Raw genomic sequence first — 12,510 nt, forward strand, 5'->3', positions numbered from 1 at the left:
CGGTACCTCGCCGCGGCGGCTACAAGCGCGTCTTCGAGCGCCCCATGGGGCTGGTCTCCCAGGCCTGCCGCAGGAACGCCTCGAAGAGCACCGCCTCGGTGTCCAGCCAGTGGAAGATCTGCTGGAGCACCTGCGGCGTGGTGGCCATCTCCGCGAGCAGATCAATGGCGCGCTCGGTGTGGGGGCCATCCTCCTCGGCGTGCAGCCGCATGAACTCCTGCGCCGAGACGGGGATGCCCGCCTTCTCCATACCCTTCACGGTGCTGGGGCTGCCCCGCGCGGAGTACGCCTCCAGCAGCAGCCCCACGCAGCGCATCGGGATGACCCCGGCCTCCGCCGCCATCATGTGGAATCTCTCCATCGCCAGGGAGGCCGGCGTGGCGATGGCGTCCGCTTCCTTCGGAGTCATCGGCAGCCCCATGGCCGCCAGGTCCATCAGGACCAGCTTCTCGTGGCCGATCTCCCCCATCACGGCCTCGCGCATGCTCTCGACGTTCGGGTGGTCCACGGGCAGCTTCGAGTAGGTGACGTACAGCGCGGGCACGGTGACCCGGACGTAGATGTAGAACTGCCGCAGCAGCGCGGCGTAGGTCTCCTTGTCCGCCGTGCCATTGTCGATGGCGACCTGGATGTCCGCGCGGAGCAGCTTGTCCACGCGCTCCTGGAGGAAGCTGGCGATCAGATCTCGGGTACTACCCATGGTGTCACTCCTTGCCGGACGGGGACGCGGCGAGGGCCGGCTTCTCGCCAATCAATGGTGCGGACGGTGGGGTGGGACGGGCGGCCTTCGAAGACTGCTCTCGCGAGGTGAGCAGCTGGGCCATCTCGAATGCGGTGATGAGCCCGTGCGCCTTGTCGAGCGTCTCCTGGTACTCCTCCGCCGGATCGGAGTCCGTGACGATCGCGCCGCCGACGTGGAACGTGAGCGCGTCGTCGCGCTTCACGAACGTCCGGATCACGATGTTCAGGTCCATGGCGCCCTCGAAGTCGATGTAGCCGATGGCACCTGAGTACACTCCGCGCTTCACCGGCTCGAGCGAGTCGATGATCTTCATCGCCTCGACCTTGGGCGCGCCGGTCATCGAGCCTCCTGGGAACGCGGCCCGGATCAGATCAATCGGACCCAGGCCCGGGTTCAGCTGGCCCACCACCGTGGAGACGAGCTGGAAGGTGAACGTGTGCGGCTCGACGGCCATCAGCTCCGGCGCGCGCACGGTGCCGAAGCGGCAGACCCGGCCCAGATCGTTGCGGCTCAGGTCCACGATCATCACGTTCTCGGCGCGATCCTTGATGGAGGTCTCCAGCTCGCGCTGCAGCCGCGCATCCTCTTCCGGGGTGGCTCCGCGAGGCCGCGTGCCCTTGATGGGCCGTGTCTGCGCCCAGCCCTCACGGTTGAGCGAGACGAAGCGCTCCATGGACGCGCTCATCACCTCGAGCTCGGGCAGGCGTAGGTACGCGGCGAAGGGCGCCGGGTTCACGGAGCGCAGCACCTCGTAGAGCCGCTGGCCGTCTCCCTCGCACTGCGCCGCGAAGCGCTGGGTCATGCAGATCTCGAAGATGTCCCCGGCCAGGATGTGCTCCTTCGCCCGGCGCACGCTCTCGAGGTACTGCGTGCGAGTGACGCAGGGCGTGAAGCCCGCGGCGCGCACCCCGTCCTCGTCGAGCCGCCAGCGGCTGCGGCGGCGCTCGGCCACCCACTGGCGCACCTCTTGGGCATTGACCGATGGGCGGGGAGGCTGCTTCGCCCGCTGCGACAGCGAGCGCATGGCCTCCTCCGCGAGCTGCTGGGCCCGCTCCACCGTCGGCGCGAACGCCTGGGTGATCAGCCACGTGCGCTGCCTCATCAGATCCACGGCGATCGTGCTGGTGCAGAACAGCAGGTAGGCGTCCGGGACGGCCAGATCGTCCTCGCCCCGGTCCGGCACGGAGGGCTCGACGGCGTAGAGCAGCTCGTAGCCCAGGTAGCCCGCCGCGCCGCCGAGGAACGGAGGCAGCTGGGAGCTGCGGGGGTTCGGCTCGGCGCGGTACGTGCGCATCAGCTCGCCGAGCACGTCCAGGGGGTTGCCTGGGACGGGCTGGAGCGCTCCCGGCGGGCCGACACGCACCTGAGCGCGCTTGGCCTGGAACACGAGGAATGGATCCCCGCATAGGAACGAGTAGCGGCCGAGCGTCGACGGTTCGCCAGGGTTCTCCAGCAGCACCATCGGGCCGCCGTCGAACACATGGCGCAAGCTCCACGGCTCGACGAAGTCCGGCAATTCTTCGATCACGAATCCGCGGCGAAGATCAGTCATGGCCATGCTCCGTGAGTGTCACATGCGCGTGCGCGCGAGGTAAAGGCTCCGCAGTTGATCCCACACAGGCCCAGGCCGTCCGCTGCCCAGGGCGTGGCCGTCGAGCTGCACGGCGGGCACGAGCTCCGCCAGGGAGCCGGTGAGAAAGACTTCATCGGCGGCGCGCAGATCCTCGGGCCGGAGGAGTTCCTCGCGCGCATCCAGGCCCGCCTCGCGGGCAATGTCGAGCACCTCGGCCCGGGTGACGCCCGGCAGGCAGCGGCTGGCCGGAGGCGTGAGCACCGTCTTTCCTCGCACGATGAAGAGGTTGGAGACCGAGGCCTCGGTCACGCAGCCGTCCTCGTCGAGGTAGATCCCCTCGTCCACGCCGCGCCGCCGCAGCTCCGCCTTGGCGATCACCGTGCGCTGGTAGCTGGTGCTCTTGATGGTGGGCAGCGGCCAGTCCTGGTGGCCGCGCGGCCAGAGCAGGGTCAGCCGTGCGCCTTGCGTGTAGAGCGCGGCGGGCCAGGTGCGCAGCGTGAGCGCGGCGACGAGCACCGTCGGCGTCTTGCACCCGGCCGGATCCAGGCCCGCGCTGCCCGTGCCGCGCGTCGCGGTGATCCGGAGATAGGCCTCGGGGAGCCCGGCGCGCTCGACGGCGCCGAGCACCGCCGCCTCGAGCTCCGCCTCGCTCGGGAGCGGCGGGAACCTCAGCTGCTCGGCGGAGCGCGCGAGCCGCGCCAGGTGCGCGCCCAGCCGGAACGGGCGGCGGCCATAGGTCCGCAGCGTCTCGAAGAGGCCGTCGCCGTAGAGCCAGCCGAAGTCGAAGGGCGAGACGCGGACGTCGTCAGGCGCGGAGAACACCCCGTTGTGCCAGACGCACCCCGGCGTTCCCGGCGCTGAGGGCGCCGGAGCCACGGCCGGGTCTTTCGCGTCCGCGGTGCGTGCCATGCGCCCTCCTAGCGAAGCGGGACTCCCAGCGACTTGCGCCCCAGGAGCAGCTTGGTCAGGTCCTCGGCCGGCGCCATCACCTGGGACGTGAGCGCGTCACGCATGTGGCGCTCGAGCGGCAGGAGCCCTGCACGCAGCCCCGACACCCCGCACACGCGCAGGCCCACGCGGCACACATCCACCGCCGCCTCGCTGGCGGTGATGCGCGCGCTCCAGAGCAGGTCCTGCAGCTCGGGCATCTTTTCGATCGGAATGTGCGCCTGGGGGCCCGGCTTGAGCTCGTCCATGCGCCGCGCCGCCGCCTGGATCAACGCCCGGGCCGCCTCTACCTTCGTGCGCATCTCCGCCACCTGGCGCTGCACGCTGTCGTACTGGGCCAGCGTCTGCTGCACGTCGGAGCGGTCGGCCCGGATGAACTGATGCGTCCGCTGCGTGAGGTGGGAGACCGTGACTTCGTACGCCGCGCGCGCGATGCCGAGCCAGACGGCGGAGAAGCCCACGGCCGCCACCGGGGCCATGGACGTGGCCCGCGGCAGATCCGAGACGTCGCCGCCGATCTGGTGCCACGCGGGCACCCGGCAGCCCTCGTACTTGAGCCCCGAGCTGGCGGTGGCCCGCATCCCGATGCAGTCCCAGACGCCGAAGGGCGCAACGCCTTCGCCCTTCACGCCCGGCACGATCATCATGGACAGGGAGTTGCTCGGCGCCGTCTCGGACTCGCGCGTGGTCAGGAAGACCCAGTCCACGTAGCGCGAGCCGGACACCACCGGCTTCGTCGCGTTGATCACGAACGAGTCGCCGTCGCGCCGCCGCGCGCTCACGCAGTGGTCGGCGTTGCCTCCCGTCCCTGGCTCCGTCGTGGCCGAGCCCACCAGGCACTCGCCGCGCGCGATGTTGGGCAGGAAGAAGTCCCGCTGCTGCTTCGAGCCGTGCTCCACCAGCATGATGTACTGGTTGTGGTGCATCACGTACATCATGGCGGTGGACGCGCACGCCGCGCCCAGCGTCTCGACGACGCGGACGAAGTCGTAGTGCGAGGCCCCCAGGCCGCCGTACTCCGTGGGCACGTACACGCCCAGCAGCCCCGAGCGCCCCAGATCGCGGAAGTTCTCGACGGGGAAGTTTCCGGTCCGGTCGTGCTCGGCGGCCCGAGGCTTCAGGCTCTCCTCCGCGACGCGCCGGGCGAGCTCCACTACTTCTACCCCCTTCATGACTGCTCCTTGCGAGTACGCTCGGCTCGCCGGTCGAAGAATCGCTGGCCCTTGCCCTCGGTCCTCGGCAGGGTGCCCGTGGGCAGCAGCTGGACCTCCACCTGGATGCCCAGCAGCCCCCGGAGCCGCGCGGTGATCTCCTCCACGGTCAACGAGGCGCCCGAGGCCGGCTCGGTGACGAGCCGGACGTGATCCCGCTCGAGGCGGTGGTTGGGGACGGAGGACTCGGGCGGCCCACCCGCGCCGCCATCCCCGGTGAGGACCTCGATGCGGTACTCGTCTCCCACGCCGGGGATCGCCCGCAGCACGTCCTCGAAGGTCCCGGGGAAGAACTGCAGGCCCTTGATCTTCAGGCAGTGGTCGTCGCGCCCGAGCAGCCCGCCCCGCGCGCGCGCGAACGTGCGTCCGCAGCGGCACGGAGCCCGCGTGAGCTCCACCCAGTCGCCGATCTCGAAGCGCAGGTACGGGCTGCCCTCGGAGTACAGGTTCGACACCACGAGGATGCCGCGCTGCCCCTCCGGGACGGGCTCGTAGGTGACTGGATCCACCACCTCGACGATGTGCGCGTCCTCCATGAGGTGCACGTCGATCTTCCCGTCCGGCTGCACGGCATGGCGGCAGGTGAAGCCAAGCGGGGCCTGGGCGGCCTCGGTGCAGCCAAAGTCGTCGTGGACCTCCGCGCCCCAGGCCTCCTCCAGGCGCGCCCGGGTGGCTGGGACCGCCGCGCCCGGCTCACCCGCGCAGACGAGCGTGCGCACGCCCTTGGTCCGCGCATCGCCGTGCAGCTCCGTCAGCCGGCGGGCCAGGGACAGCAGCCCCGAGGGCGTGCCGAGCAGCACCTGCGGCCGGAGCGTCTCGATGAAGAACGCCCTGCGCTCGGTGGGCATCGGGCCGCCGGGCACCAGCGCGCAGCCCAGCCGCTCCAGCCCGTGGTGCATGCCCCACGCGGCCACCGAGGAGCCGTAATAGAAGCAGTTCATCGCCAGCTGGCCCGGGCGGACGCCGTAGGACCACAGGGCGCGCGCGCACATCCAGCTCCACGTCTCGCGGTCGAAGCTGGTGTGCCGGAACACGCGCGGGCGGCGGGTCGTCCCCGAGGTGCTGAAGATCATCCACGCCGCGCCGCTGGCCCACCGCTCGTCCGTGATGGGGCTGAACGTCCCCCAGGGCGGGTGGCTCTCGATGCTGGGGATCCAGTCGTGCTTGCGGGTGATGGGCACCCGCCGCAGGTCCGCCAGGCCCCGCACGTCGGTGGGGCCCAGCCCCGCCGCGCGGAACCGCTCCCGGTAGTACGCGCTGTTCTCGTACAGGTAGCGGTACGCCGCCGCCAGCTTGTGCGACTGCACCTGCTCCAGCTCCGGGCGCGCCATCTGCTCCAGCCGGGGCGACCACATGTCCTCGCCCGCGGGGCGCTCGAAGTCGAACGCGTAGCGACGGACAGCGTCGCGGAACTCCTGGGCGGCGCTCATGCGGGTTCCTCGGCACGCGGGGGGGAGTGCCGCAGCTTCATGGCCACGTCGCGCAGCAGCCGGCTGCTCATCGAGGCATCGCCCGCGAGCCGCTCCTGCAAGCGCTTCTTGTCGATCTGTACGGCGGTCAGCTTCTTGGACGCGACACGGACCGTGGCGCTGCGCGGAGCGCCGGAGAGCAGGGACAGCTCGCCGACCACCTGGCCTACCGAGAGCCGCGCGAGGTCGCGCGCCTTGCTCCCGGAGCGGTCCAGCACGGCCACCTCGCCCTCGAGGATCTCCCACGCCGCGTCACCGGGCGCGTCCTGCTCGCAGAGGACATCGCCTTCCTCCGCCAGGAGCCACGAGGGCTCGCCGGTGAACACCTGGGGCGCCGCGCAGTAGTCCAGCGCGGAGAACCCCGGCGTCTGACCCGTCAGGTCCAGGTAGTGCGCGTGCAGGGCCATCTTCTCCACTCCCGGCATGGGGACGGGCTCGCCAATCCACACGTAGCCCAGGCGCTCCCACCAGGACTTGTAGCGCAGGTTCGCGATGCCGTAGACGTACCGCACGTTCTGCGAGCGCAGGTAGCTGCACGCCACCTCTTGCAGGAGGATGCCGAGCCCATGCGAGCGGAAGGCCGGGTCGATGGCCAGCCGCCCCATCAGGCACGCGCGGCCCGGGGGGACCTTGTCCCGATGCCAGACGTAATGCTCCCCGTGCGGCATGGGCAGGTCGGACTCGACCACGCAGCGCAGTGTGCCAATGGTCTTCCCCTCCACGCTGGCCGCCAGGGTGAAGGTGGTGGGCAGGGTGTCCCAGACGTCGACGTAGCGCTCGTTGTTCAAGTGTGCGGAGCCGAGATTGTAGTGCTCCTCGCCCACGAAGACCTGGTACCGCAGCGCGAAGGCGGCATCCAGTTGCCGTGGCGTCCGAGCCACCTCGATGAGGAGCTTCATGCGTACGCGCGCTCGGCTTGAGGGTGCTCCACCAGGGCCGCGCTCTCCGCGAAGCTGCTGCGGGTGGCCCCGTGGCGCAGGAAGTTCCCCAGCAGCCGCAGGCCCTCGACGGTGCCGATCGACTCCGGATGGAACTGGACCCCCACGACAGGCCAGGTCTTGTGCGCCACGCCCATGATGACTCCGTCCTCGGTCCGCGCGGTCACCTTGAGCACCGCGGGGACCGTCGCCGGATCGATGACCAGCGAGTGGTAGCGCATGGCCACCAGCGGAGAGGAGATATCCGTGAACAGCGCCGAGCCGTCGTGAAACACGGGGCTCTCCTTGCCGTGCATGGCCTGGGGCGCGCGGACAATGCGGCCCCCGAACGCGGCGCCGATGCCCTGGTGTCCCAGGCAGACGCCCAGCACCGGGATGCGTGCGCCGAGCTCGAGGAGCGCGGCCCGGCAGACGCCGAAGTAGGCAGGATCCTCGGGGTTGCCCGGTCCGGGGGAGAGGATCAAATGTGTCGGCTGGTGCGCGATCAATTGCGAGACAGTGATCGCGTCGTTACGAACCACGAGGGCTGCATTGCCGGTGAGCTCTCCAAACGCTTGATAGAGGTTGTAGGCGTAGGAGTCGTAGTTATCGATGATGATGACACGGGAATCGCGAGGGTTCATCCGCAGTTGCTCGAGTGGGGGGGTTCACAGCAACTTGCTTCACTGTTCCGGTGATACACATCCGACGAGAGCGTGGCGCCTCGTCTTCGGGCTGTCTTCGCTGACACCAGAGCGCGACCAGCTGGCGCGAAACAGCTGTTCGCGCCTCACACCTCCTGCGAGATGAGTTCCATTTCATCGTAGCAGTGGATCGCTCGCGGGCTCAACTGGCCCCCAGCGCCTTCATGGGTGTGCGTTTCGCGGCTCCGTGACGCGGCGCTTCCTTCGCGCAAGCTCATCCGTGTGTCGGCGCCACCGCTGAATCCCAAAAAAGAAGGGACCCCACACCGGGCCGCGAGCGCGGCACGGCGGGGGCCCCTGGAGAGGACTCAGGTCCTCGAGCTACTGGCGCGCGTCCGTCTCCGCCACGGGGATGGGGAACATGTCGTGGACGTGGTGTGACGGCAGATCGAGGGGCAGCTGGTTCAGCTTCCCGTACCGGCGCAGGTCGATCCAGCGGTGTCCGCCTTCGAACAGCAGCGAGTAGCGCCGCTGCTTGAGCAGCTCGTCCAGGATGTTGTTCGCATCCAGGTCCGTGCGCGCCTCCAGCCCGCCCGAGGTGGTGCGGATGAAGTTGATGTCCTTCGCCGCCTCGGAGACGTTGCCCAGGCCGATGTTCGCCTCGGCCCGCAGGAGGATCAGCTCCTCGTTGCGGATGATGGGCACCGGCGCCGAGTTGGTCTGGTACATGGTGAACGCGTACTTGGACGTGAGGTCCTGGTACGTGCGCGCGTCCACCTGCCGGATCTTCTGCGTCACCCGATCATCCACCGCGCCGTTCGCCTTCTTGTCCGCGTCCGTGACGATGGAGGGGTGGGCGTAGATGTTGGGGCTGTTCAGGCCGTTGGTGGTGTCGCCCGAGCCCGTGCCGTAGGCGTAGTAGACGCCCAGCGTGAGCGGCTTCTGGGTGTCCAGGAACGACTCGCTCACGGCCTGCAGCGCCCCCGCCCAGTCCTTGCGGTACACGGCCACCCGCGCCTTCACCGCGCGGTTGAACTGGAGGAAGGTCTTCGGCGTGTCGAAGCCCGCGTAGCCGCTGCTGAGCGGGAACGGGAACTTCGCCCCGGCGCCCTCCAGCTGGGGTTTCCCCTCGTCGAGCAGCGCGTCGATGTGGGCCAGCAGCTGCTCCTTCGACTCGATGGGCGCCAGGGTGCTGGGGTCCCCGCCCACGTCAATGGGGCCGCCGTTCTCGTCACGCGTGGAGACGATGGCCAGGAAGTCCAACGCCTGCTGGGTGAGGGCGTAGCCGCGGATGGCCTTCTTGTCCTCGTCCGACACGCCCACCACCTTGTCCAGCGCGGCCAGCACCGTGTTGGCGTTGCGGATGTTGGTGTAGGGCTGCGCCCAGAGGTTGCCCCCGAACGCAGGGCTGCCCGGGTCGAGCGAGGGCGCCGCCAGCATCTCCGTCACGTAGCGCGGGTCCGCGCCATCGAAGGTGTACGACTCGCGGCCGAGGATGCCCAGGTGCGCCACGTAGCCGTTCTGCGCGGCCTTGGCGTTGCGGCCGCCAATCAGCAGCCCCGTGGCGGCCGAGTACACACCCGAAGGCGTGGGGTGGTCCTTGAGTGTGTCGATGCTGGGGTTGTTCAGGTCCGGCACCCCGAGGTCGCACGCCCCGAGGCCCAGGGTGGAGGCGCAGAGCGCCGCAAACAGCGTCTTCTTCATGTAGCGAGTCCTCATGGCGTTAGAACCCCACGTCGATGGAGGTCCAGAAGCTGCGGCTCGGGGGGAACGGAGCCACATCGATGTTGCGGGCGATGGCCTGGTTGCCGAAGTTGCTGACCTCCGGATCCAGCCCCGAGTACCCGGTGAGCGTGAGCACGTTGCGAGCGCTGAACGACAGCCGCGCGTTCTTCACCTTGGGAACCTGCGCCACCCACGAGTCGGGCAGCTGGTAGGTGAGCGTAATCTCGCGCAGCTTCAGGAAGCTGGCGTCCTCCACGTACACCCCCGCGTTGGTGGCCTGGTCCTTCAACCGCTGCTCGCCCGCGCCCACGTAGTCCGGCGAGTTCTGCGCCAGATCATAGATGAAGCGCGTCAGGTTGATGACGTCGCTGCCCTGCTGCCAGTCGAGCAGGAAGGACAGGCTCCAGCCGCGGTAGCGGAAGGTGTTGGAGAAGCCCACGCGGAAGTCCGGCTCGCTGTCGCCGATCTTCTTCACCACGCAGCAGGTGCCGTCCTCCTTCAGGCCGGCGTTGCCGACGATCTGCGTGGCGCTGGCGCCCTTCTCGATGCGGAAGGCGCCCAGGCCCGTGCCGAAGCCGCCGACGAGGAACGAGGGCACCGGCAGGTCCGTGATCTTGCTGCGGTTGAGGCTGAAGGTGGTGTTGGCGACCCACTCGAACTCGCCGCCGTTGAGCGGGTTGAGCTGCACCATCAGCTCCACGCCGCGGTTGCGCATGGAGCCGCCGTTGAAGAACTGGGTGGTGAAGCCCGTGGAGGGCGCCAGGGCGCGCTGCAGCAGCAGGTCGCTGATGTTGCGCTGGTAGACGGAGAACTCGGTGACGATGTTGCCGCCCATGAAGATGGCGTCCAGGCCGGCCTCCACCTCGCGCTGGCGCTCGGGGTGGATGTTCGGATCACCCGTGATGCCGCTGCCGATGATGCCCGGGGAGCCTTCGATGTTGTTGGTGGCCAGCAGCGGGCTGAACTTCTGGCCGTACTTGGGCTGGTTGCCCGTCTCGCCGTAGGCCAGGCGCAGCTTGAACTCGTCCACCACGGGGCTGAACGAGGGCACGCGGTAGGCGGTGGCCAGCTTCGGGTACATGAACAGCTTGTTGGGGTCGCCGTTGTTGCTGCCCTGCTCGCCGCGCAGCGCGCCAATCAGCGTCAGCTTCTCGTTGAGGAGGATGGCCTCCTCCTGCACGTAGTAGCCCCGGTCGCGCACCAGCTGGCGGTTCTGCCGCACGTTGATCTGCGTGCCCGAGTCCACGTTGGGCTCGCCCGCGTTGAGGTTGCGGCTGACGATGTAGAGCGACTCCAGGCTCCGCTCCTCGAGCGAGATGCCCGCCGTGGTGTTGGCGGTGATGCCGGTGCCCTCGGGCCTGAGGTTGTAGACGGCGTTCAGGCCGCCGTTGAGGTTGCGCACCTCGCTGCTGCCGGCCAGCGACGTGCCTGGCAGGCCGTCATCCACCGGCTCGAAGGCGAGCTCGGGCGGGAAGAGCACGTCGTTCTGCTGCTGGAACCGGTCCATGCCGAAGTTGGCCAGCACCTTCAGCTCCCGGCTCTTGTCCTTGTAGAGGTTGAGGGTGGCGTCCCCGGAGGCGATGAAGCGCCACACGTTCTCGTCGTTCTTCACCAGCGCCGCGGTCTGCAGCGGGTTGGCGAGGCTGCCGATGAACGGGTTGGCCGGGTAGGTGCCGTCCGCGTTGGGCTCCAGGTTGTAGAAGTTGGGCGTGAAGGGCAGCACCATGTGGTAGGTGACGCCCGCGTTGTCGTTGTTGGTGAGGCCGCGGTCGCTCAGCGTGTGGATGACGTTGGCCGAGGCGTTCACGTCGATCAGCGAGCCCAGCTTCTGCCCCACGTTGAGGCGGAAGGACTGCTTCTGGTAGCCGGTGTTGGAGATGATGCCGTTGTCGTTCTTGATGAGCGCCGAGCCGAAGTAGCGCGTGTCTCCGGACGCGCCGCTCACCGTGGCCACCGTCTCCGTGGAGGGGCTGCGGCGGCTGGAGAGCTCCGCCTCGTGATCATAGACCTTGCCCTCCTGGTAGTACTGGCGCGCCCGCTCGCCGAACACCGCCACCGCCTCGTCCTCCGAGGTGAAGTGGCGCGAGCCGATCTTGTTGGCCAGCGTGTACATGCCCACGCGCTGGGTGACGTCGACCTTCGGCCCGTCGCCGGCCTTGCCGCGCTTGGTGTTGATGATCACCACGCCGTTGCTGGCCTTGGAGCCGTAGATGGCGGCGGCGGAGGCGCCCTTGAGGATCTCAATGCTCTCGATGTCGTTGGGGTTCAGGTCCGCGACGCGGTTGACCTGGTTGTCCTGGGTGGGCTGCGGGTTGGAGCCGCCCGTGGACGCGGTGACGGCGAAGATGCCCGAGGCGATGGCCACGTCGCTGACGAGCACTCCGTCAATGACGTAGAGCGGCGCGGACTCCCCGTTGATGGTGGACACGCCGCGCATCCGCATCTGCAGGCCGCCGCCCGGCGCGCCCGAGTTGGACTGGATGTTGGCGCCGGCCACCTTGCCCTGGATGGCCTGGTCCACCGTGGCGGCCGGGGTGCGGTTGAGGGACTCGGCGTTCACCGTGGCCACGGAGTTGGCCAGGTTCTTGCGGGCCACCTCGGAGGCGCGGCCAACGACGACCATCTCCTCGGTGAAGCTGGGCTCCAGGGGGACGTTGACGCTCTTCTGCGAGGGGGGCACCAGCACGTCGCGCTGCTTGTAGTCCTGGCTGGAGATGTCGAGGACCACGGTGTCCTGGGGGATCTCCAGCGTGAAGTAGCCCTGCAGGTCCGTCTCGGTGCCCTTCGTCGTGCCCTTGATGATGACGCGCACCAGCGGGACGGGCTCGTTGGAGGCCTTGTCGTAGGTCCGGCCGCGCAGGATGCGCATGCCCGGGGCGGCCTTCACTGTCTCCGCGGAGGCCTGCGCCGCAGGGGGTGCGGCCGCTGGAGCCGCGGGGGGAGTGGGCGCGGCCTCGGCCGGTGCCGCGGTGGCGGGAGTCTCAGGCGCGGGAGCCGTGGCGGCAGGCGTCTGGGGAGCCTGGACCGCGGTGCTCGAGTCCTGGGCAAGCGCTTCGGATGAGAGGAGCGCGAGCGCGCACCCCGAAATCAACACCCGTCTCATCATTCGGTGTCTTCCTCTTCACGGATTGGCTGGATGAACGTCCCCCCGGATGGTTGGACCGTTCAGGAGTGAATCGTCTGTGGGGACGACGAGTGGAGTCAATGGGGCTGGGAATCAAACTCCCCCCTGCCAGGGAGGATCCGGGAGCGGGACGGACCCCCAGGGGAGGGTTGGGGAG

At 69.0% G+C, this 12,510-nt stretch carries 9 protein-coding genes; all 9 read right to left on the reverse strand.

Annotated features, from left to right (window positions below; all coding sequences use genetic code 11):
- Positions 1-19 precede the first annotated feature (19 nt).
- Complete coding sequence (locus tag ACJ8AT_RS26750) at positions 20-700, reverse strand: iron-containing redox enzyme family protein (RefSeq protein ID WP_407740704.1); 681 nt, start codon at positions 698-700, stop codon at positions 20-22.
- Positions 701-704: 4 nt separating this feature from the next.
- Positions 705-2,294, reverse strand: a complete 1,590-nt coding sequence (gene pabB, locus ACJ8AT_RS26755) for an aminodeoxychorismate synthase component I (protein ID WP_407740705.1) — start codon at positions 2,292-2,294, stop codon at positions 705-707.
- Positions 2,295-2,312: 18 nt separating this feature from the next.
- The gene (locus tag ACJ8AT_RS26760) at positions 2,313-3,224 is read right to left on the reverse strand and encodes an aminotransferase class IV (RefSeq protein WP_407740706.1); all 912 of its coding nucleotides are present in this window, start codon (positions 3,222-3,224) and stop codon (positions 2,313-2,315) included.
- Positions 3,225-3,232: 8 nt separating this feature from the next.
- The gene (locus ACJ8AT_RS26765; RefSeq protein ID WP_407740707.1) at positions 3,233-4,435 is read right to left on the reverse strand and encodes an acyl-CoA dehydrogenase family protein; all 1,203 of its coding nucleotides are present in this window, start codon (positions 4,433-4,435) and stop codon (positions 3,233-3,235) included.
- Positions 4,432-5,904, reverse strand: a complete 1,473-nt coding sequence (locus ACJ8AT_RS26770) for a phenylacetate--CoA ligase family protein (protein WP_407740708.1) — start codon at positions 5,902-5,904, stop codon at positions 4,432-4,434. Before ACJ8AT_RS26770 ends, ACJ8AT_RS26765 begins: the two co-directional genes overlap by 4 nt.
- A complete protein-coding gene (locus tag ACJ8AT_RS26775) occupies positions 5,901-6,842 on the reverse strand; it encodes a GNAT family N-acetyltransferase (protein WP_407740709.1) in 942 nt (313 codons plus the stop codon). The genes ACJ8AT_RS26770 and ACJ8AT_RS26775 overlap by 4 nt, the downstream gene beginning before the upstream one ends.
- Positions 6,839-7,504 carry an anthranilate synthase component II gene (locus ACJ8AT_RS26780; RefSeq protein ID WP_407740710.1) on the reverse strand — a complete coding sequence of 222 codons (666 nt, stop codon included), beginning with the start codon at positions 7,502-7,504 and terminating at the stop codon, positions 6,839-6,841. The genes ACJ8AT_RS26775 and ACJ8AT_RS26780 overlap by 4 nt, the downstream gene beginning before the upstream one ends.
- Before the next feature lie 381 nt (positions 7,505-7,885).
- Positions 7,886-9,208, reverse strand: coding sequence for a RagB/SusD family nutrient uptake outer membrane protein (locus tag ACJ8AT_RS26785; protein WP_407740711.1), 1,323 nt, complete (start codon positions 9,206-9,208; stop codon positions 7,886-7,888).
- Positions 9,209-9,227: 19 nt separating this feature from the next.
- Positions 9,228-12,335 (reverse strand): SusC/RagA family TonB-linked outer membrane protein, encoded by a 3,108-nt coding sequence (locus ACJ8AT_RS26790; RefSeq protein ID WP_407740712.1) that lies wholly within the window; start codon positions 12,333-12,335, stop codon positions 9,228-9,230.
- Positions 12,336-12,510 lie beyond the last annotated feature (175 nt).

Origin of the sequence: Hyalangium sp. (genome assembly GCF_045802625.1) — a bacterium.
GTDB lineage: Bacteria > Myxococcota > Myxococcia > Myxococcales > Myxococcaceae > Hyalangium.

Excerpts from the sequence above, each read along its gene's own strand:
- ACJ8AT_RS26750 (WP_407740704.1), bottom strand. The coding sequence starts at position 700 with ATGGGTAGTACCCGAGATCTGATCGCCAGCTTCCTCCAGGAGCGCGTG.
- pabB (WP_407740705.1), bottom strand. The coding sequence starts at position 2,294 with ATGACTGATCTTCGCCGCGGATTCGTGATCGAAGAATTGCCGGACTTC.
- ACJ8AT_RS26760 (WP_407740706.1), bottom strand. The coding sequence starts at position 3,224 with ATGGCACGCACCGCGGACGCGAAAGACCCGGCCGTGGCTCCGGCGCCC.
- ACJ8AT_RS26765 (WP_407740707.1), bottom strand. The coding sequence starts at position 4,435 with ATGAAGGGGGTAGAAGTAGTGGAGCTCGCCCGGCGCGTCGCGGAGGAG.
- ACJ8AT_RS26770 (WP_407740708.1), bottom strand. The coding sequence starts at position 5,904 with ATGAGCGCCGCCCAGGAGTTCCGCGACGCTGTCCGTCGCTACGCGTTC.
- ACJ8AT_RS26775 (WP_407740709.1), bottom strand. The coding sequence starts at position 6,842 with ATGAAGCTCCTCATCGAGGTGGCTCGGACGCCACGGCAACTGGATGCC.
- ACJ8AT_RS26780 (WP_407740710.1), bottom strand. The coding sequence starts at position 7,504 with ATGAACCCTCGCGATTCCCGTGTCATCATCATCGATAACTACGACTCC.
- ACJ8AT_RS26785 (WP_407740711.1), bottom strand. The coding sequence starts at position 9,208 with ATGAAGAAGACGCTGTTTGCGGCGCTCTGCGCCTCCACCCTGGGCCTC.
- ACJ8AT_RS26790 (WP_407740712.1), bottom strand. The coding sequence starts at position 12,335 with ATGATGAGACGGGTGTTGATTTCGGGGTGCGCGCTCGCGCTCCTCTCA.